The organism is Caballeronia sp. M23-90 (genome assembly GCF_053574605.1).
The window spans coordinates 19,071-38,134 of record NZ_JBSIPA010000015.1 but is presented as its reverse complement, the minus strand read 5'-3'; the positions used below and the strand labels follow the sequence as shown (position 1 = coordinate 38,134).

General features: G+C 59.9%; 18 protein-coding genes. 8 read left to right on the top strand and 10 right to left on the bottom strand.

The window, feature by feature from the left end; translation table 11 throughout:
- Nucleotides 1-65: 65 nt before the first annotated feature.
- From ACRXB1_RS03225 to hutH, 4 genes are all read left to right on the top strand, one after another.
- Nucleotides 66-839 carry a hypothetical protein gene (locus tag ACRXB1_RS03225; RefSeq protein ID WP_449491072.1) on the top strand — a complete coding sequence of 258 codons (774 nt, stop codon included), beginning with the start codon at nucleotides 66-68 and terminating at the stop codon, nucleotides 837-839.
- A gap of 68 nt (nucleotides 840-907) precedes the next feature.
- A complete protein-coding gene (locus ACRXB1_RS03220; RefSeq protein WP_449491071.1) occupies nucleotides 908-1,765 on the top strand; it encodes an ABC transporter substrate-binding protein in 858 nt (285 codons plus the stop codon).
- A gap of 257 nt (nucleotides 1,766-2,022) precedes the next feature.
- Nucleotides 2,023-2,661, top strand: a complete 639-nt coding sequence (locus ACRXB1_RS03215) for a LysE family translocator (RefSeq protein WP_449491070.1) — start codon at nucleotides 2,023-2,025, stop codon at nucleotides 2,659-2,661.
- Between the two features lie 477 nt (nucleotides 2,662-3,138).
- On the top strand, nucleotides 3,139-4,668 hold the full coding sequence (hutH, locus tag ACRXB1_RS03210; RefSeq protein ID WP_449491069.1) for a histidine ammonia-lyase: 1,530 nt from the start codon (nucleotides 3,139-3,141) through the stop codon (nucleotides 4,666-4,668).
- A 33-nt stretch (nucleotides 4,669-4,701) separates the two neighbouring features.
- On the opposite strand, the gene hutC is transcribed toward hutH, so the two are convergent.
- Genes hutC through ACRXB1_RS03185 form a run of 5 tightly spaced genes read right to left on the bottom strand, consistent with a single transcriptional unit; the run spans nucleotide 4,702 to nucleotide 8,616 of the window.
- The gene (gene hutC / locus ACRXB1_RS03205; protein WP_061999431.1) at nucleotides 4,702-5,475 is read right to left on the bottom strand and encodes a histidine utilization repressor; all 774 of its coding nucleotides are present in this window, start codon (nucleotides 5,473-5,475) and stop codon (nucleotides 4,702-4,704) included.
- A gap of 4 nt (nucleotides 5,476-5,479) precedes the next feature.
- Entirely contained in the window at nucleotides 5,480-6,358 is an 879-nt protein-coding gene (locus ACRXB1_RS03200; protein WP_449491068.1) for an amino acid ABC transporter ATP-binding protein, read from the bottom strand.
- A 39-nt stretch (nucleotides 6,359-6,397) separates the two neighbouring features.
- The gene (locus ACRXB1_RS03195) at nucleotides 6,398-7,066 is read right to left on the bottom strand and encodes an amino acid ABC transporter permease (RefSeq protein ID WP_062169957.1); all 669 of its coding nucleotides are present in this window, start codon (nucleotides 7,064-7,066) and stop codon (nucleotides 6,398-6,400) included.
- A gap of 14 nt (nucleotides 7,067-7,080) precedes the next feature.
- Nucleotides 7,081-7,731, bottom strand: coding sequence for an amino acid ABC transporter permease (locus ACRXB1_RS03190; RefSeq protein ID WP_075359485.1), 651 nt, complete (start codon nucleotides 7,729-7,731; stop codon nucleotides 7,081-7,083).
- A 51-nt stretch (nucleotides 7,732-7,782) separates the two neighbouring features.
- Complete coding sequence (locus ACRXB1_RS03185; protein ID WP_061999427.1) at nucleotides 7,783-8,616, bottom strand: transporter substrate-binding domain-containing protein; 834 nt, start codon at nucleotides 8,614-8,616, stop codon at nucleotides 7,783-7,785.
- Nucleotides 8,617-8,934: 318 nt separating this feature from the next.
- On the opposite strand from ACRXB1_RS03185, the gene ACRXB1_RS03180 reads away from it, so the two are divergent.
- The 3 genes from ACRXB1_RS03180 to hisC are packed head-to-tail and all read left to right on the top strand — an operon-like array spanning nucleotide 8,935 to nucleotide 12,432.
- Nucleotides 8,935-9,906 carry an isopenicillin N synthase family dioxygenase gene (locus ACRXB1_RS03180; protein ID WP_449491067.1) on the top strand — a complete coding sequence of 324 codons (972 nt, stop codon included), beginning with the start codon at nucleotides 8,935-8,937 and terminating at the stop codon, nucleotides 9,904-9,906.
- 7 nt (nucleotides 9,907-9,913) lie between these two features.
- Nucleotides 9,914-11,305: an FAD-binding oxidoreductase gene (locus ACRXB1_RS03175; RefSeq protein WP_449491066.1), complete on the top strand. Its 1,392-nt coding sequence runs from the start codon at nucleotides 9,914-9,916 to the stop codon at nucleotides 11,303-11,305.
- The gene (gene hisC / locus ACRXB1_RS03170; protein WP_449491065.1) at nucleotides 11,305-12,432 is read left to right on the top strand and encodes a histidinol-phosphate transaminase; all 1,128 of its coding nucleotides are present in this window, start codon (nucleotides 11,305-11,307) and stop codon (nucleotides 12,430-12,432) included. Before ACRXB1_RS03175 ends, hisC begins: the two co-directional genes overlap by 1 nt.
- On the opposite strand, the gene ACRXB1_RS03165 is transcribed toward hisC, so the two are convergent.
- The 5 genes from ACRXB1_RS03165 to ACRXB1_RS03145 all read right to left on the bottom strand — a co-directional run bounded on the left by ACRXB1_RS03165 (nucleotide 12,429) and on the right by ACRXB1_RS03145 (nucleotide 17,418).
- A complete protein-coding gene (locus tag ACRXB1_RS03165; RefSeq protein WP_062169955.1) occupies nucleotides 12,429-13,097 on the bottom strand; it encodes an RraA family protein in 669 nt (222 codons plus the stop codon). The genes hisC and ACRXB1_RS03165 overlap by 4 nt on opposite strands.
- Before the next feature lie 13 nt (nucleotides 13,098-13,110).
- Nucleotides 13,111-14,133 (bottom strand): amidohydrolase family protein, encoded by a 1,023-nt coding sequence (locus ACRXB1_RS03160; RefSeq protein ID WP_449491064.1) that lies wholly within the window; start codon nucleotides 14,131-14,133, stop codon nucleotides 13,111-13,113.
- Nucleotides 14,134-14,154: 21 nt separating this feature from the next.
- Nucleotides 14,155-15,483: an MFS transporter gene (locus tag ACRXB1_RS03155; RefSeq protein ID WP_449491063.1), complete on the bottom strand. Its 1,329-nt coding sequence runs from the start codon at nucleotides 15,481-15,483 to the stop codon at nucleotides 14,155-14,157.
- A 251-nt stretch (nucleotides 15,484-15,734) separates the two neighbouring features.
- Nucleotides 15,735-16,619, bottom strand: coding sequence for a LysR family transcriptional regulator (locus tag ACRXB1_RS03150; RefSeq protein ID WP_449491062.1), 885 nt, complete (start codon nucleotides 16,617-16,619; stop codon nucleotides 15,735-15,737).
- Between the two features lie 25 nt (nucleotides 16,620-16,644).
- Nucleotides 16,645-17,418, bottom strand: a complete 774-nt coding sequence (locus ACRXB1_RS03145; protein ID WP_062000849.1) for an IclR family transcriptional regulator domain-containing protein — start codon at nucleotides 17,416-17,418, stop codon at nucleotides 16,645-16,647.
- A 324-nt stretch (nucleotides 17,419-17,742) separates the two neighbouring features.
- On the opposite strand from ACRXB1_RS03145, the gene shiA reads away from it, so the two are divergent.
- Nucleotides 17,743-19,050, top strand: a complete 1,308-nt coding sequence (gene shiA / locus ACRXB1_RS03140) for a shikimate transporter (protein ID WP_449491061.1) — start codon at nucleotides 17,743-17,745, stop codon at nucleotides 19,048-19,050.
- Nucleotides 19,051-19,064 lie beyond the last annotated feature (14 nt).

Below are 19,064 nucleotides of genomic sequence, written 5' to 3'. Positions count from 1 at the left end.
AAGGTCGGCGGAATCGTGCCACGCGCTGATAAAAGCGTGGTCGTGCCGACGAACCCGTCGCTCAGGTGCAAGCCATTTTCATCGATCAGAAAACGCCGGATCGAGGGATCGTGCGCCGCCTCGCGCTCGTCAGTGGTCCGACACAAATCTTCGAAGACGTATGGGGCGGTTTCTTCAATGCCTTCGCGCGTGAAACACAGCAGCCCGAGGCATTGCTCGCGGACATCGGCGTGGTATGGAAACTGATGCGCTGTTCGATCAAGCCACACGCCGCATGCCGGAGTACGCATGCGGCGATCGACGCCACGCTTGAACTCCTGCAAGGACGCGCTGCGGACCTGGACAAGCTGACCGGGGTGCATGTCAGCCTGAGCGCGTTCGTGAACCAGATGTGCGGCGGACGCGATCTCAACACGCTTGCATCGGCGCAAATGAGCTTGCCGTACGCCATCGCCACGGTGCTCGTGAACGGCCACGCTGGCATAGGCGCATACCTCGACGCACAACGTCACGACCCGCGTATCGCGGCGGCCATGCAACGCATCACGCTCGAGATCGATCCTGCCATGTCGGATCTCGACGAACCCGTGATCACCCTTGCGATGTCCCGTGCCGATCCTCGCTCGCGACGCGTCGACATACCGCTCGGCGATCCGCGCAATCCGGTTTCGGACGCGGCTCTGGTTGCGAAATTCCGCGCGCTGGCCGGTATGACGATTCCAGAAGCATCAGTCGATGCGCTTGAAACGGCGCTGCTCGATCTGGACACTCTCGCCGATGTCCGGACTCTGACGCAATGGCTCGGCGGCGATGCGGATGCACGACCTGCAGTACGTTAGGCCCCGATCTCCGAGATTTCGTAACGATCCTTCGCAACTTCACAAGCCCTTCATAAGGTGTGTCTTTCATGAACAAGCCGAACCCGATGCGTGCCGTTTCCAGCCTGATGGCCTTGTGCCTCTCGACGTTTCTGTTCGCGAGCGGCGCGCACGCGCAGGCCTTGCCCGACGCATTCGCAAAGTCGAAGGTGATCAAGGTTGCGGTGAACTCCATCTATCCGCCGATGGAATACAAGGATCCGGAAAGCGGGGATCTGGTTGGTTTCGATATCGACCTGGGCAACGCGATTGCCAAGCAACTCGGCGTGAAGTTCGACTGGCAGGAATCGGCGTTTGAACAGTTGTTGCCATCGCTGGCGACGGGTCGTGTCGATATGATCCTGAGCGGCCTGAGCGATGTACCCGGTCGTCGCGATACCGCGGATTTTCTGGACTACCTGAATTCGGGCGCGCAGTTTTATATCCTTGCGTCGCGGGCGCATGAGATCAAACAGGCGCCGGACCTGTGCGGCAAGCCGGTCGGTACGAGCCGCAGCACATCGTTTCCCGCCGATACCGCCGCGTGGAGCGCGAAAAACTGCGAAGGCGCGGGCAAGGGTGCGATCACCGTCGCGGGAACCGAAGATACCTCATCCGCGCGCATGCAACTCAAGCAAGGACGCATTGCAGCGGGCGTGCAGGGCAGCGAGACCTTGCCTTACGCAATGAAGCTTGAACCGAACACGTACAAACCTATCGGCGAGCCGTTCGCGACATCGCCTGAAGGCATTGCGTTCGCCAAGTCGAATCCAAAATTGCGCGATGCCGTGCTCGGTGCGCTCAATACGTTGATTGCGAACGGTACGTACGCAGCGATTGTCGCGAAGTGGAGCTTGCAATCGAGCGCGGTCACGAAAGTCACGTTGAATGGTACGGCGCTTCACTGATGGATATTCACGTGCCTTCGACCAGTCCGCCATTTCTGGTTCATGGGCGAGTACGCAAGCAGGACCGATCAATGGGGATCGCAGGCATGCCCAAGCGCTGGTTGAGCAAGCAGGCGGAGTTGCTTGCCGCATGGCAGATGTGCGTGACACCAGCCGAGACCTGATTTCTTCTGGCCGGGGAAAAGGAGCCACTTAAGCCGTACCGTGTTATTTTTCAAGCCTCCAACCGCTTCGCTGTCACACAAAGGAGCTTTCCGATGACTGCCTCAGCCGCTGTCCTGGCCATCCTCGCCGCGATCCTGATGGGCGCCATGAGCCCCGGTCCCAGCTTCGTGCTGGTCGCGCGCAATGCAATTGGCCTGTCCCGCGCCGATGGACTCGCAACCGCACTCGGCATGGGCGTAGGCGGTGTGTTCTTCAGCGGCATCGCGCTGGCGGGTTTGTACACGCTGCTGTCCGCCGTCGCATGGCTCTATGTCACGTTAAAAATTGCCGGTGGCATCTACCTGATCTACATTGCGTTCAATATCTGGCGGGGTGCATCGAGTCCCATATCCGTCGACCAAACGCGCTCCGCACAAGCCCGCAATCTTCGGAAATCGTTCTGGATGGGCCTGAATACGCAACTCAGCAACCCGAAGACCGCGATCTGGTACGGCAGTATCTTTGCTGCCCTGTTGCCGCAACATCCGCCACTCTGGTGTTATTTCGTGCTGCCGCCTTTGCTGTTCGGCATCGAGGCGGGCTGGTACACCGTCGTAGCATTGGGTTTCTCCAGCCGCCGTCCGCGCGAGGTTTATCTGCGCGCGAAGAAATGGGTTGACCGGATTGCTGCAACGGCCGTTGCCGCGCTCGGTTTGCGGCTCATATTCGCGGCGCACAAAGCGGGCATCTGACACGCGATGTCGTGCACGGCTAGTGACTGATCATCCACGGCCGGCCGGCCGCTGAGCGGCCGCCTGTGCCTCGGCCGAACGCGGCAGCTTTATCTCGCTCGAACAGCACCCGCAACCTGCGTGTCGACTAACGCGCGGCTCATGTGCCGCACGTTCATTTATTGCGTCGCGCAGCTCGAGACCGTGATCTCGGATGTCTTCCGGGACGCGGTATAGACAGAGGTTTTTCGGGATGCGGAATGGACCGGATCGGCATTGCGGTTCAAAATTCGACGATCGCTTGGATTTCAGCAGTTTCATGCGGTAGTCCCCGCTGTTGCTGGCTGCGGGGCCGGTACGGCGTCGGTTTTCGTTCGTCCTGAGTCATAAAATACTTGTATATACCGATTTTGTTGTCCTAGACTCGCGGTTATGCTCTTGTATAGACAAGATAGCCCGCATGCAAACGCGCAAGCCTGACGCTTAAGGACAACACCGATGATGAAGCTCACCCCCGGCAAACTGACCCTCCCGCAACTGCGCCAGATCGCACGCGAACGTGTGGAGCTCGAACTCGACCCGGCAAGCCACGCGGCTATCGATGCCAGTGCAAAAGCCGTCGAGGACATCGCCGCGAAAGGTCTGCCGGCCTACGGCATCAACACGGGTTTTGGCCGCCTCGCGAACACGCATATTCCCGCAGACCAGCTCGAACTCCTGCAGCGCAATCTGGTTTTGTCGCACGCGGTCGGTGTCGGTGAGCCAATGTCGCCGCCCGTCGTCCGTTTGTTGATGGCGCTGAAACTGTCGAGCCTGGGGCGTGGTCATTCCGGCATTCGCCGCAAGGTGATGGACGCCATGATCACGCTGTTCAACGCAGACGTGCTGCCCGTCATTCCGGTCAAGGGGTCGGTTGGCGCATCGGGCGACCTTGCGCCGCTCGCGCATATGTCGGGCGTGCTGATGGGTATCGGCGAAGTGTTCCTCGACGGAAAGCTGGCGCCTGCCATCGATGGACTCAAGTCCGTCGGCCTCGAACCGCTGACCCTGCAAGCCAAGGAAGGGCTCGCGCTTTTGAACGGCACGCAGGCATCGGCAGCGCTCGCGTTATACAACATGTTCGCGATCGAAGACCTCTACCGGACGGGTCTGGTGTCGGGCTCGCTGTCGGTGGATGCCGCCGAGGGTTCCGTCGTTCCCTTCGACGCCCGCATTCACGCGTTGCGCGGCCACCAGGGGCAGATCGATGCAGCCGCTGCATATCGCACGTTGCTGGAAGGCTCGGGCATCAACCTGTCGCATCAGGATTGCGACAAGGTCCAGGACCCGTACAGCCTTCGATGCCAGCCGCAGGTCATGGGCGCGTGTCTCGACCAGATCCGTCATGCAGGCAACGTGTTGCTGATCGAAGCGAACGCCGTATCGGACAATCCGCTGATTTTCCCGGACACGGGCGAAGTGCTTTCGGGCGGCAACTTTCATGCGGAACCCGTCGCGTTTGCCGCCGATAACCTCGCGATTGCCGCGGCGGAAATCGGCGCATTGGCGGAACGCCGCATTGCGCTACTGATCGATGCCACGCTCTCCGGCTTGCCGCCTTTCCTCGTTCGCGATGGCGGTGTGAACTCGGGCTTCATGATCGCGCATGTAACGGCGGCCGCGCTTGCATCGGAGAACAAGACCTACGCGCATCCGGCATCGGTGGACTCGCTGCCGACGTCGGCGAATCAGGAAGATCACGTGTCCATGGCGACGTTCGCCGCGCGCAAGCTGGGCGATATTGCCGAGAACGTGACCCATATCCTCGCGATCGAATTGCTCGCGGCGGCGCAGGGCGTGGACTTGCGCGCGCCGCATCTGACGAGTCCGCGTTTGCAGCCGGTCATGCAATCCATCCGCGCCGATGTCGAGCATTACGAGCTCGATCATTACTTCGCGCCGGATATCGTGGCGGTGGCGAAGCAGGTGAGAAGCGGCAAGATTGCCGGATTCTGCCCGCTGCAATTCGCGTCGCACGGCACGGTTTAAGTCGTTTTCAAGCCTACGGCGGCCGGGTCGTTCTCAGCTCTGCCGCTGTAGGTTGTCGCTACTGAAGCGGCATCCCAATCTGTATCGTGTACCTGGATGCACGAAGCGCGCGAACGTCACCGCAACATTATTTGCCCACGTCCGGCGCACCAGCGTCAGGCACGGCTGATCGGGTCCTATCTCGAGCAAGCGGGCATCGGCGCGGGAGGGCAGTTCGGCATCGACCACGTGCTCGACTTCATGTGCGGGCACCGTGTTGTACAAATACTCCGAAGGACGCACCGTCGAGAAATCCTGCTCCAGAAAATGCGGTGCGACTTCCGGATTCACATACCGGTCTTCGAGTTGCACCGGCACCCCGTTCTCACGATGCACGCACACCACATGAAACACGGACGCACCAGGCGCCAGACCTAGCGCGGCGGACACATCGCTTGCGGCCGCCTCACGCACGGCAAGCATGATCGAATAACCGTACTCGTGACCTCTGGCACGAATCTCGTCGCCTATATGCGCGATCATCAGCAACGTGGACTGCGGCTTCTCTTCCGCAATGAACGTCCCCACGCCCGAAAAACGCGTCAATACCCCTTGTTCCGTTAGCTCGCGCAACGCGCGGTTGATCGTCATGCGCGATACGCCCAGCTCGCCGACCAGCGTCATCTCCGACGGAATGCGGTCGCCCGGCCGCCATTCCCCCGAGAGAATGCGCGTGCGGATATGTTCCTTCACGCGCTCATAGCGCGCGAGTGGCACGGCTGTTTCCTGCGCTGCAGATGCTGGGTTCGAAAGCCCGTTTGTATTCATGTTTTTACATCCTGCTGGATTCTGTCGCGACCGGCATGGTGCCGGCAGCGGGGTCCTCACGACGCGTCCAGAACGCGTTCCTGTCGAGATAGTTTTGCAGAAACTGTCGAAGGCGTGGCTGCTGGGCGTTGTGAAACACGTCCTCGGGCGAGCCCTGCGCGGCAATCTTGCCATGATCTATAAACATGACCGTATCCGCAACCTGCGCTGCAAAACCCATTTCGTGAGTGACGATGACCATCGTCATGCCGTCGTTCGCCAGGTTCTTCATGACCTGAAGCACCTCGCCAACGAGCTCCGGATCGAGCGCGGACGTGGGTTCGTCGAAGAGCATGATGTGCGGTTCCATGGCGAGCGCGCGTGCGATCGCAACGCGTTGCTGCTGACCGCCGGAAAGACGCGCGGGATGGTTGTTCGCACGATCGGCGAGGCCGACTTTGTCGAGCATGGCGAGCGCGCGTTTATGCGCTTCCGCCTTCGGAAGTTTGCGCACGCGCACCAGCGCTTCGGCGACATTTTCCATGGCCGTCATGTGCGGCCACAAATTGAATTGCTGGAACACCATGCCGACGTTACGGCGCACACGATTGATCTCGGCTTGGCGTGCGCGCACGCGTTTGCCGTTGCGCTCCGTCACATAACCCAGCAATTCGCCTTCGATGTAAATCTCGCCTTCGCTGTATTCCTCGAGGAACGCGAGTGATCGCAGCAGGGTGCTTTTGCCCGAACCAGACGGCCCGATGATGCACGTCACCTCCGACTTGCGCACAGCGAGCGAAACGTCGTCGAGTACCTTGAGCGTGCCGAAATGCTTGCCGACATGCCGGGCATCGACGAGATATTCAGCCTGCGCCGGCGTGTTGCCGATAATCGGTTTCTTCATGATTCAGCACTCACAATGAGGTCGGCGTTTTTAATGCGTTCATCGGGTCAGGAAACGGCCGACACGCAATTCGACCCATTGCCCGGCGCGCGAAGCCACTTCCACCAGCACGAGATAACATACGCACAACGCGAGCAACGTTTCGACAAAGGCAAATTTTTCGGAGCCGATACCCGTCAGCACGAACGTCAGTTCCGGTACGGTAACGACCGACAACACCGCGGTCTCCTTGCTCAGCACGATGATCAGATTCGTCAGCGCCGGCAGGATGATCACGAGCATCTGCGGCAACTGTACGCGCATGATGACTTGCAGCCGCGTGAAGCCGAGACATTGCGCCGCCTCCATGTGACCGCGCGGCACCGACGTAAAACCCGAGCGGAACGCTTCCGCAAAATAGGCGCTGCCATACAGGCCCAATCCAACGATACCCGCCGTCAACGGTTCAAGGGATAACCCGAACGATGGGCCGCCGTAATACAGCACGAATAGCTGCACGAGAAACGGCGTGCCGCGAAAGACCTCTATATACGCGCGCAAAAAACCGCGCACCCACTTGCCGCAAAAAATCTGCAGCAACGCGATGGCGAATCCTATCGCCATGCCGATCAGCACGCCGCCTATCCACACGGCGATGGTCGTGGCGAAACCTTCGGCGAGGGCAGGGAGGGAATCGGTAAGGACCGATGGGTCGAAGTGAAGGGCCATGGCGTTGTCTATGCCTATGCCTGCGCGAGCCGGCGTTCCGCGCGATGCCCGGCGAGCGACAAGGCGCCGTTGATCACGAGATACACGAGCCCGGCCGCGACATACGCTTCAAGCGGCCGGTATGTGCTCGCTGCAATATTCTGTGCGGTGCGCGTGATATCGGCGACGCCGACGACCGAGATCAGCGACGAGGCCTTCACGAGCATCACCATTTCATTGACGAGCGACGGCAGTGTCGTGCGCAATGCCTGAGGCACCTGGATGCGCAGCACGGCATGCATGCGCGACAGCCCGAGCAACTGCGCGGCTTCGAGTTGCCCATGCGGAATCCCGATGAACCCGCCACGCAGAATCTCGGCGAGATAAGCCGCCTCGCACAAGGACACCGCTGCGGCAGCGGCGACGAGCGGCGGCACATTGATACCGATGAATGGCAAAAAATAGTAGGTCAGCAGAAGCTGCACGAGCAGCGGCACGCCGCGGAAGAATCCGACGTACGCACCGCCGAGCTTCGAGATGAAAACATTCTTCGAAAGCCTCGCGCTGCACACGGCGATCGCAACGACAAAGCCCACCACCAGCCCGACAAGCGAAATCAGGACCGTGGCTTGCGCGGCCTTGATGAGTAGCGGCAGGGCGTCCAACAATGCATGAAGGCTGAACATGTGCTGTCCGGCAGGGGATTCGAAGGCGCCACGGCGCCATCGGCTCCTGGATCAATAATTAGGCGTTGGCATGGTTGTCGGCGTATCCATGGTTACGCCGAACCACTTCTTCTGCAGTGCTGCGAGACGGCCGTCGCCATGCATCTTGATGATCGCTTTGTTGATTGCATCGATAAGCGGTTTGCTGTCCGGGTCCTTGCGGCCGAGGTAGGCGAAGAACACCTTCGTTCCGAACGGCGGCTGCACCACGGCAAAGGTATCCGGACGCTGACGCGCCACGTAGGCAATGTTCGGTAGCGAGTTACCCACGGCGACGATCCGGCCGGCAGCAAGGTCGGCATAGGCCTGGTTATTGTCGATGTATTCCCGAACGTTCGTTTTGCCCGGCAACGTCGCGACGTACTGCTTCAGCTGGTCGAGTTGCGCCGAACCCTTGCCGCCGCCAACGGCTTTGCCCGCGACATCGGCGTTCGTCTTGATGCTCGTGTCGTTCGCGCGCTTGAGCAATGCAACCGTGCCATCCGCAATCGGCAGCATGAATTCGTAGCGTTCCATGCGCGCTTTGGTGATGGTCACGGGACCGCTGACAATGTCGAACTTGCCGGCTTCCAGACCTGGCAGCACGCTCGGCCAGGGCAAGTCGATCGAGCGAACCTTCACGCCCATTTCCTTCGCGAGTTCAGCAAAGAAGTCTTTATTGAAGCCCTGTTGCTGGCCGTTTTCCAGGAAGTCGAACGGCGCAAACTGCATTTCAGTTCCGACGACCAGTTCACCCGCCTTCTTGACCTTCGCCAACTGGTCTTCCGCGTGAGCCGAAACCGAAACCGCTGTCGCGACCAACGCGGCCACGAGCAAACGACCCTTCCACTTCGAGAACACATTCATTGTTGAACTCCCCTGATTTAAGAGCACCTGGCCTCATGGAGTTTGCGCAGGTGAGCAAAGCGGTTAGACGGGTGTTGGGTTGGCAGAAGCGATAAAATTCAGATGGCGCAATTCAGTATATACCGTCAATTCGCGGTGCCAACCGTGTCAAAAATACTTCTTGAGGGTCAGTGTCGGGCTTGTGCGAAACCCTATTCAAGTTCGAACAAACGCCGGGTTGCGCTCCCGTAATTGGCGGTATATACAGACGATGTGGCCGCGACCTTGATGTGCTTTCGCGGCTATGAGCAGACGGTATTCAAATCTCTGGAGTCACGGATGAGATCGGCTTCCCACATTCCTGTCGTCGATTTGGCGGCCGTTCGCGCGCATGAACCTGCCGGCTTGCGCGACGCCGCTGCGGCAATCCGCGACGCCTGCACGAGCATCGGATTCTTCTACGTGAGCAATCACGGCGTGCCTGCCGATGTGCTCGACGGCGCCATTAAAGGTGCGCGCGAATTTTTCGCGCATGCGCCGGAAGTGAAGCGTCGCGTGGCGGTCAATCATCGGCACCGCGGCTTTAACGCGCTTGGCGATGCCGTCATGTATCAGGCGACCAAGCCTGATTACAAAGAGTTCTTCAGCATTGGTCTGGAACTGGCTGAGGACGATCCCAGCGTCCTCGCGGGCGAAGCATTGCGCGGTCCGAACAACTGGCCGGACTTCATGCCGTCGCTGAGACCGGCGTTGTATGGTTATTACGAAACGATTGGTGCATGCGGCGCGGATTTGCTGCGCGCGGTCGCGGTGAGCCTGGATATAGACGAAGCGTTTTTCACCGATAAATACACCAAGCGCATGCAGCGCACGCAGATGGTTTATTACCCGCCGCAAGCGCCCAAATCCGACGCCGATCAGTTCGGCGTCGCGCCGCATACCGATTACGGATGCATCACGCTTTTGTGGCAGGACAACGTGGGCGGCCTGCAAGTGAAGGAGCTGGCGACCGATAGCTGGATCGACGCGCCGCCCATTCCCGGCACGCTCGTGGTGAACGTCGGCGATCTGCTCGCGCGCTGGTCGAACGATCGCTTTCGTTCGACGCTGCATCGCGTGATCAACAGTTCGGGACAAGAGCGTTATTCAATCGCGACCTTCTACGATCCGACTTACGGCGCCCGTGTCGATCCCCGCGATCTCGGCTTGAGCGATACACCGCCACTGTATGACCCGGTCGCGGCCGGCGACTACATACTCGGCCGCATCAATGACTCGATGGGTTACAGAAAGAAACGCGCGAATGGCTGAACACGGAATGAACCAGATAGTACAAAAGTTGATCGATACACTGGGTCCGGCATCGGTGCGCACTGGCGACGCGATCGAGCCGCGCTATCTTGGCGACTGGAGCGGACGTTCGCCGGTGCCGCCGCTAACGGTCGTGCTGCCGCGTTCGGTCGATGAAGTCGCGACCGTCTTGCGGCTTTGCAATGAAGCGCATCAAAGTGTCGTGCCGCAAGGCGGTATGACAGGTCTCGCCGGCGGCTCGATTCCCACAGGCGGCGATGTTTGCATTTCGATGGAACGTCTTGTCGGCATCGAAGAACTCGACGAAGCGGCCGCGATCATGACCGTACTCGCCGGCACCACGTTACAGGCCGTTCAGGAAGCTGCGCAGGCGGCCGGCTTCGAATTCGCACTGGATCTCGGTGCGCGCGGCTCGTGTCAGATCGGCGGCAATCTCGCCACGAACGCCGGCGGTATTCGCGTGCTGCAATCCGGCACGGCGAGAGAACAGGTACTTGGACTCGAAGTCGTGCTCGCCGATGGCTCCGTGCTCAGTTCCATGAACAAGATGGTCAAGAACAATACGGGTTACGACCTGCGCAATCTGTTCATTGGATCGGAGGGAACGCTTGGCATCATCACGCGTGCAGTGTTGAAGCTGAAGCCGCGTCGGGCGGCACGCAGCACAGCGCTTTGCGCGCTGAATGATTATGACGGCGCGGTTGCGTTGCTGCGGTCGCTGCAATCCACTTTTGGCGATGAAATCGGCGCATTCGAAATCATGTGGCCGGAGTTTTACGACTTCGGTGTATCGCTGACGCAATCGAAGCAATCGCCGCTGGGCGAAGCGTATCCGGTGTATGCGCTGATCGAACAAGCCGGTTTCTCCGATGACCACGGCGAGCGGTTCGCCGCTGCGCTCAATGCGCAACTCGAGGCGGGCGTTGTGCTCAACGCGGTCATTGCGCAATCGCAATCCGAGACGCAAGCGCTTTGGGCGATCCGCGAAGCGACCGCGGAATTGCCGGTAAAACTGGAGCCGATCAACTTCGACGTGAGCTTGCCGATAGGCGCGATCGGTCATTTTGTCGATGCATGCCGAAAGGACTTTGGCGCACGCTGGCCGACGCATCGCGGGTTCTATTTCGGGCATATAGGCGACTCGAACCTGCATGTCACGCTCGATGCGCGATCGATACCCGGCGTGACGGTGGAAGAGGTCGATCACGCGCTCTACGGCATGGTTCGCGATTACAAGGGATCGATATCCGCGGAGCACGGGATTGGCTTGCTCAAGCGGCCATTCCTCGGTTATTCGCGCAGTCCGGCCGAACTTGCGTGCATGCGTGCGATCAAGCATGCGCTCGACCCGCACGGCATCCTCAATCCGGGCAAGGTATTGCCTGCGGAAGGTATTTGATGAGCACTACCGGATTTATCGACGGCATGCGTGCCGAAGTGCGCAACCTGCCGGCCTATAACGCGGGTTTATCGAGCGATCTCGTGCGTGCGCAATATGGCGTGACGCATGTTGCCAAACTCGGCAGCAATGAAAATCCGCGCGGGGCCAGTGCGGCCGTCCTGGCGCATCTGGCGCGGTGGACGACCGCCGCTTCACTTTCGCTCTATCCCGATCCATCATGCAGCGTCTTGCGCACGATGATCGCTGAAAAGCTGAACGTCGCTCCTGAGCAGTTGCTGTTCGGAAACGGCTCGGAAGACTTGCTTGCGATTGCAGCGCATACGTTTCTTGGCGCCGGCGATGAAGTGGTCACCGTGGTTCCGTCGTTTGGCTTGCATATCATTTATCCGCAGAGCGCTGGCGCGAAGGTGATCACTGTGCCCATGCGCGCCGATCTGGAATTCGATGTCGATGCGTTGATCGCGGCAATCTCTCCGCGAACGCGGATGGTGATAATCAGTAATCCGAGCAATCCGGTCGGTTGCGCGATGAACGCGAATGAGATGCGGAGGCTGTTGAGCGCGGTATCGCCGAATACGCTGGTTTTGTGGGACGAAGCCTATTTCGAATACGCCGCCGGCGAACACGGTTATCCCGACAGCCTCGCGATACTGCGCGAATCCGGTTTGCCGTGGCTGTTGCTGCGCACGTTCTCCAAGGCTTACGGGCTCGCTGGTTTGCGCGTGGGTTATGGCGTGGCTTCGGCGCCCGAACTCGCCGGCTTGATGGACCGCGTTCGCACGCCCTTCAACATCAATCAGATTGCGCAGGAAGCCGCGGCCGTTGCGTTCGCGGATCAGGCTCATGTTGCCGCGAGCGTCGAAGACACGCGTGCAGGGCGAACGCAAATGCGTGCTGCGCTCGAAGCGCTCGGCATCAGTCCGGCGCGCTCGCTTGCCAACTTTCTCTTTTTCGACTGCGGTGAAGACGCTGCCGCGCTTGCCGCGCGCATGCTTGCCGATGGCGTGATCGTCAAGCCTTGGCGCGAAGCGGGCTACGAGACCTGCATGCGTGTATCCATAGGCAGCGCCGCCGATAACGCGCTGTTCATCGAATCGTTCAAGCGGCGCCGCGCATCGTTTTAGACAGCCATCATCTTTTTCTCCTGTGCCTCGATCCAGTCGCGATCGAAATGTCCCTCGGCGATGGAGCGCAGCGCAGCGGCTTCCTTGTCCGCCTGACGCTTCGCGCCTTCGATGACCGTCATTACATCGTCGGGGGAAATTGCAAGCACACCGTCCGCATCGCCAACGATGATATCGCCCGGATGCACCACCATGCCGCCGACGGTCACCGGCACATTGACCTCGCCAGGGCCGTTTTTATACGGTCCGCGATGGGTCGCACCGCGTGCATAGACCGGAAAATCGTGTGCGCTCAGCGCCCCGACGTCGCGAATGGCGCCATCGATTACGAGACCCTGCACACCGAGGCTTTCAGCATACGTCGCCATGATCTCGCCCATGAGCGCCTGCGTGAGTTCGCCGCCGCCATCGATCACGAGGACATCACCGGGGCGGCAAAAATCGAACGCGCGATGAATCGCGAGGTTATCGCCCGGACGGGTGTGGACGGTTACGGCCGTTCCGGCCATAGGCTTGGGCTTGTGATAGGGCAGAAGTCCTATCGTGCCGCTCGCACGCGCCATGTTGTCGCTTAACAGCGATACGGCAAGGCCGCGCAACGTCTCAAGCACTTCGGGACTCGCTTGCGGCGCGGATGCATTCCGGCGCCATCCAGGTTGATTCATGATTGCTTCTCCTTCAGGAAAACTGGCGGGTGATCTGATTCGAAAGGCGCGGATAAACGGCGCGCGCGTTGTCTTCAAAGATGCGCTGGCGGTCGGCGTCGGTGAGCCATTCGATGGCGTCGATATAACGACGGGTATCGTCGTAATAATGGCCTGTCTCGGGATCGATGCCCTGGACCGCGCCGATTGTCTCCGATGCAAACAAAATGTTTTCTACAGGTATCACTTTTGCCAGCAAGTCGGTGCCGGGCTGGTGATATACGCAGGTATCGAAGAACACGTTCTTGAGCAGATAGTCCTTGAGCAAAGGCCTTTTCATGTCTTGCGCGAGCCCGCGGTAGCGTCCCCAGTGATAGGGAACAGCGCCGCCGCCATGCGGGATGATGAAGCGCAAAGTCGGGAAATCGGCGAACAGGTCCGCGGTCAGCAATTGCATGAATGCGGACGTATCGCCATTGATATAGTGCGCGCCGGTTGCATGAAAATTCGCATTGCACGACGACGAAACGTGGATCATCGCGGGCACGTCCAGCTCGACCATGGCTTCATAAAGCGGATACCACGAACGGTCGGTCAGCGGCAGTCCGGTCCAGTGGCCGCCCGATGGATCGGGATTCAGATTGCAACCTATGAAACCAAGCTCTTCCACACATCGGCGCAATTCGGGAATGCAATTCGCAGGCGCCACCCCCGGCGCCTGCGGCAACTGACATACACCCACGAAGTTGCGCGGAAAAAGCGCACACACGCGGTGAATCAGGTCGTTACTTTCTTGCGACCAATGTGTATTGGCATCGGCGCCGGCAAGGTGATGGCCCATGCCGGCTGCGCGCGGCGAGAAGATCGTGAGATCGGTGCCGCGCTCGCGCTGGATGCGCAACTGTCCGCCTTCAATGCTCTCGCGGATCTGGTCGTCCGTGATGACCGGACGCGCAGGAGCCGGCAGGCCGTCCTTCAGCGCGGCGATTTGCGCAGCACGCCATGCCTCGTGTTCGGGTGGAGACGTCGTGTAGTGGCCGTGACAATCGATAATCATCGCTGGGTTCCAGATCAAGGCTTAATGAAGATGTCCCGCAGGGGTATCGCCGGCAGGCATCGCTTCGAGTTCGTCTTCAGAGGGCTTCACGCGCATCACCAGCGCAATGACAGTCGCCACGACAAGAAACGCTGCGATCGTCAGGAGCGCCAGCTTGAAGTTGCCCGTCGCGCTGCGCACGAGGCCGATGCTCCACGGTCCGACCAGTCCGCCGAATTGCGCGATGGTGTTGATCAGCGCGATGGTCGCCGCGCCCGCGGCGCCCGTTCTGAATGACGAAGCAAGGCTCCAGAACAGCGGATTGCCTGCATAGATGAAGAGGCCGGTCACGCAAAGCAGCGCATAGGCAATCACCGGATTCGGCGCGTAGGCGCTGCCTGCAATTGCAAGCGCGCTCATTCCATACACGAAGGCGAGATGCTTCTTGCGGTCGCCGGTTCTATCGGAACTGCGGCTGATCACGAGCGTCCCGACCACACCGAGAAGCGGCGGCACGGCTGAAAGAAATCCAACTTCCAGGTTGCTCAGGTGACCCAGGCTTTTCACGATCTGCGGCAACCACAGGAAGAGGCCATAGATACCCACGAGCGCGCAGCCGAAGAGACACGCAAGGCTCCAGACGCGGATATCGCTCGCAACGCGCAGCATGGGGAAGTGTTTATCGGCGCCGAGCGCTTCGCGCTCTCTCGCGAGCGTGGATTCGAGCCAGTGTTTTTGTTCAGGCGTGAGCCAGGCTGCTTCGGTCGGACGTTCTGTCATCAGCCGCAGGGTCAGCAAGCCGAGCAGCATGGCGGGGACGCCTTCGAGGATGAACATCCATTGCCAACCTTGCAAGCCGAGTGGTCCGTTCGCGTAGGTCATCAGCGCAGTCGAGATAGGTCCGCCGAGCACCGCCGAAAACGATCCCGCGATGATGTAGCCGCCCACTGCCCGCGCCCGGTAGCGTACCGGGAACCACTTCGTCAGATAGACCGCAACACCGGGCAGAAAGCCCGCTTCCATCACGCCTAGCAGGAAACGCAGCACATAGAAGCTGGATTCGCTGAAAACAAAAGCGGTAGCGGCTGCGACCGCGCCCCATGTCAGCAGGATCCGTGCGATCCAGAGCCGCGCGCCCAGACGATGCAGCAGCATGTTGCTCGGCACCTCGAGCAGCATGTAGCCGAAGAAAAAGATGCTGCCTGCGAAACCGAACACGGCCGGGCTGAAGCCGAGTTGCTTGTTCATGTCGAGCGCGGCGAAACCGATGTTGATCCGGTCCAGATAGTTGAAGAACATCATTGCGAAGAGCAACGGCATGAGGCGGCCGTACACCTTGCGCATGGTCGAGCTTTCGATCGGGTCGATCATCAACGTCTCCTGTCTTTATTAGCGCCCGTGGACCGGGTGTCGTATAGGTGAATCGCTTTTTTGCGGACGGACGCATACGCACAGGGCGGTGCCCGCGTTGCTTCGATCAAGTCCGGAATGTGTTGGCGTGCGGGACAGCGAGCTGCGGCAAGATCGTGCATTGCACGGGATGCCTGACTGATGGAAGTGATATTACGAACCCGGGCGCCGCGCGTCCAAGACCGTGTTTTTATCTTTTTATAATGATTTGCTTATAGTACGGGCGCGAGGCACTTCAGAAAGGCTTGGAGATGAGACGATGTATCGTCGCTTCGAAAGCTCGCTGAAAGCGTCGTCGTCTGCGACGCCAACGGTGCATCGAGGCGAAGGTAGACGACATCGGAACGACCGTGCCGTGCAACCGATTCACCCACGAACGTCACGCCCAGCCCGGCCGCAACCAGTGCAATCGCCGTCTGGATCTCGTAAGCCTGATGCGCGACATGCGGCGTCACGCCGGCATTGCGATAAAGCGACTCCACAAAGCGCGAATATAGTCCGTTTGAATGCTTCGGGTAGAGCACGAGCGGGGTATTGGCAAGTTGCGTGATGCGCACCAATTTCTTGCCCGCAAGCGGATGGTCCGGTGAGAGCACGACCGCGACCCGCTCGTGCAGAAGCGGCAGCGTGGTGCAGCCCGCAATGGCCTGTACCTGCCGCCCGATGGCGACGTGAATCCGCGTTTCATGCAGGGCGTCGGTCTGTTCTTCGGTGAGCATCTCGAACAGTTTCAGCTCGACGTTCGGATACGCGCGATGAAACGCCTTGAGCGCGGGAGGCAGCACGCTATACATCGATGAACGCGTGAACCCTATGCCGAGCCATCCGCGCAAGCCGAGTCCGATTTCACGTGTGCCGAGCGCGACCTGATCGAACGATGCAAGGATCTGCCGTGCCTCGATGCACAGATAACTTCCCGCTTCGGTCAGCCGCAACGGACGGCTGCCACGATCCACGAGCTGTGTGCCGAGCCGTTCTTCAAGCGCGCGGATCTGCTGGCTGAGCGCGGGCTGCGCGACGTGTAATCGCTCGGCCGCGCGGCTGAAGTTGAGTTCTTCCGCAAGGACGACAAACGCATGCAAGTGCCGGAGATTCATGATGTCGGGGCTCGCTCAGACCACATCAAACAACGTTCAGCATGGCGAGCGCGGTCTCTTGCAGGTGATGCACCACGCGGTTGACGGCGGCTTCGGTGGTTTCGCGTCCTATCGGCATGTTGGTGCTGAGCGCCGCGACGACTTCGCCATGCCGGTCCTTCACCGGCACCGCAATCCCGCGCACACCAACCTGCAACTGCTGTTCGATGACCGCAAATCCATCGGCGCGCGCCTGCCGGATCTTCTCCTGCAGCCGCACCTTGTTGGTTAGCGTATGGGGCGTGAACGGCGCGAGCGACGTGGTGTTGAGCCACTCGTGCACCGCGTCTTCATCGGGTTTGTAGGCGAGCAGCACCACACCCGGCGATGTCAGCGGCGCCGGCACTCGCGCACCGAGCACGAAGCCCGTTGTCATCACACGCGAGGTGCCGTTGCGCGCGATGAACACAAGCTCCCATTCATCGAGCACGCTCATGTAGACCGACTCGTTGAGCGTCGCGCTGAGTTGTTGCAGATAGGGCTGAACGAGCTTGGGCAAGCGCGCGGAATCGAAGTACGACCAACCGACTCGCAGCACGCGCGGGGTGAGGCCAAAGAGCTTGCCGTCGCTTTCCACATAGCCGAGATGCTCCAGTGTGAGCAGATGCCGGCGCGCGGCCGTGCGCGTCATTCCCGTGCGAGCCGCGGCCTGCGTCGGGGTCATGCGTGCATGGTCGCTGTCGAAAGCCTCGAGTATTGCAAGACCTTTTTCGAGCCCCGCGATCCAGTCGCGTTTGTCGAGAGGCGGTCGTTTGGTCATAAGCATTAATCCTAAATCCGTGCGATCAGTGATGGCGTACGGGCGATTATCGCTCACATGAGCGCGTTGATGTTTCACGCATTCATAATGCAGAATCCGGATGGCGTGCCTCGCGGACGCCGTTCCAGGCCTTAGTGCTAACCCGATAAACAATCGCTGATCGCACATTCTCGTTCGATAATCGCGTTCACACCTATAGAAACCGTTGCCCTGCAAAAGACGCCATCCTATGCTTCATCCACTCCTGAACCGATCGACTCGCTTACGCGAGCGGCATGAAAAAAACATCGGACAGTCAAACCAATACATATCAGAGACAACGCAATGACTATCGCAATCCAGCCTGTCGGCGTCGCGAGTGTGGACCTCGATAAAAGCCGCGCCCGCAAGGCGGCACTCGGCAGTTTCGTGGGCGCTGTGGTCGACTGGTATGACTTCCTGCTCTACGGGATCATCGCGGCGATCGTGTTCAACACCGAGTTCTTTCCGAAAGTGAGCCCGGCCATGGGCACGCTCGCAGCGTTCGGCACCTTCGGCGTGGGCTTCCTGTTCCGGCCGCTGGGCGGCTTCGTGTTCGGGCACTACGGCGACAGGCTGGGCCGCAAGCGCATGCTTGTGCTGACCGTGATGATGATGGGTTTGTCGACGGCGATGATCGGTTTGTTGCCTACGTTCGCGTCCGTCGGCTGGTGGGCGCCGGTGATGCTGATCACGTTGCGTGCGATTCAAGGTTTTGCCGTGGGCGGCGAATGGGGCGGGGCAGCATTGATGGCCGTGGAAAGTGCGCCGAGCAAAAAGAAGGCGTTCTATAGCAGCGGCGTGCAAGTGGGTTATGGCGTTGGCCTGATTCTCGCGACGGGGATTGTCTCCATTCTCAGCCAGACCATGGACGATGCCACTTTCAAGAGCTGGGGCTGGCGCATTCCGTTCGTGTTCAGTGTCGTGCTGGTGCTGATCGGGTTGTGGGTTCGATCGAGCATGGAGGAGTCGCAGGAGTTTGTGCACAAGGTCATCGAAAAGGGACAAAAGGCCAAACGCCTGCCGATCTTCGAAGCGCTGCGCCAGCACCCGAAAGCGTTCCTGCTGATCATTGCGCTGCGTCTTGCCGAGCTTTTCACGATGTATATCGTCACTGCATTCGCGCTAAGTTATTCCACGAGCAACCTCGGCATGCCCCGGCAGTTTTTCCTGAACATCGGGTTGCTGGTGGGCGCCGTCAGCATTCTCACCATTCCGTGTTTTGCAATACTCGCCGACCGCTTCGGGCGCCGGCGCATCTACATCATTGGCGCGGTGATCGGCATGTTGAGCGCGGTGCCGTTCTTCCTTGCGCTCGATGCACGCTCGACCGTCTGGATCGTGGTCTTCTCGGTGATGCTGGCGAACATTGCGCATGACATGGTCGTGAGCGTCCAGCAGCCGATGTTCACGGAGCTATTCGGCACTGAATATCGTTATAGCGGCGCGGGCGTGGGGTACCAGGTGGCTAGTGTGGTGGGCGGAGGGTTTACGCCGTTCATCGCGGTGGCGCTGGTGAGTTTCGCCGGGGGTTCGTGGCACCCGGTGGCGGCGTATCTCGCCATTGGATGTGCACTGTCGGTGGTCGTTGCCGCGAAGATGAAAAAGACCTGAGGTTTAGGGGCTTG

Coding starts and splice junctions, on each gene's coding strand:
- ACRXB1_RS03220 (WP_449491071.1), top strand. CDS start 908: ATGAACAAGCCGAACCCGATGCGTGCCGTTTCCAGCCTGATGGCCTTG.
- ACRXB1_RS03215 (WP_449491070.1), top strand. CDS start 2,023: ATGACTGCCTCAGCCGCTGTCCTGGCCATCCTCGCCGCGATCCTGATG.
- hutH (WP_449491069.1), top strand. CDS start 3,139: ATGATGAAGCTCACCCCCGGCAAACTGACCCTCCCGCAACTGCGCCAG.
- hutC (WP_061999431.1), bottom strand. CDS start 5,475: ATGAATACAAACGGGCTTTCGAACCCAGCATCTGCAGCGCAGGAAACA.
- ACRXB1_RS03200 (WP_449491068.1), bottom strand. CDS start 6,358: ATGAAGAAACCGATTATCGGCAACACGCCGGCGCAGGCTGAATATCTC.
- ACRXB1_RS03195 (WP_062169957.1), bottom strand. CDS start 7,066: ATGGCCCTTCACTTCGACCCATCGGTCCTTACCGATTCCCTCCCTGCC.
- ACRXB1_RS03190 (WP_075359485.1), bottom strand. CDS start 7,731: ATGTTCAGCCTTCATGCATTGTTGGACGCCCTGCCGCTACTCATCAAG.
- ACRXB1_RS03185 (WP_061999427.1), bottom strand. CDS start 8,616: ATGAATGTGTTCTCGAAGTGGAAGGGTCGTTTGCTCGTGGCCGCGTTG.
- ACRXB1_RS03180 (WP_449491067.1), top strand. CDS start 8,935: ATGAGATCGGCTTCCCACATTCCTGTCGTCGATTTGGCGGCCGTTCGC.
- ACRXB1_RS03175 (WP_449491066.1), top strand. CDS start 9,914: ATGAACCAGATAGTACAAAAGTTGATCGATACACTGGGTCCGGCATCG.
- hisC (WP_449491065.1), top strand. CDS start 11,305: ATGAGCACTACCGGATTTATCGACGGCATGCGTGCCGAAGTGCGCAAC.
- ACRXB1_RS03165 (WP_062169955.1), bottom strand. CDS start 13,097: ATGAATCAACCTGGATGGCGCCGGAATGCATCCGCGCCGCAAGCGAGT.
- ACRXB1_RS03160 (WP_449491064.1), bottom strand. CDS start 14,133: ATGATTATCGATTGTCACGGCCACTACACGACGTCTCCACCCGAACAC.
- ACRXB1_RS03155 (WP_449491063.1), bottom strand. CDS start 15,483: ATGATCGACCCGATCGAAAGCTCGACCATGCGCAAGGTGTACGGCCGC.
- ACRXB1_RS03150 (WP_449491062.1), bottom strand. CDS start 16,619: ATGAATCTCCGGCACTTGCATGCGTTTGTCGTCCTTGCGGAAGAACTC.
- ACRXB1_RS03145 (WP_062000849.1), bottom strand. CDS start 17,418: ATGACCAAACGACCGCCTCTCGACAAACGCGACTGGATCGCGGGGCTC.
- shiA (WP_449491061.1), top strand. CDS start 17,743: ATGACTATCGCAATCCAGCCTGTCGGCGTCGCGAGTGTGGACCTCGAT.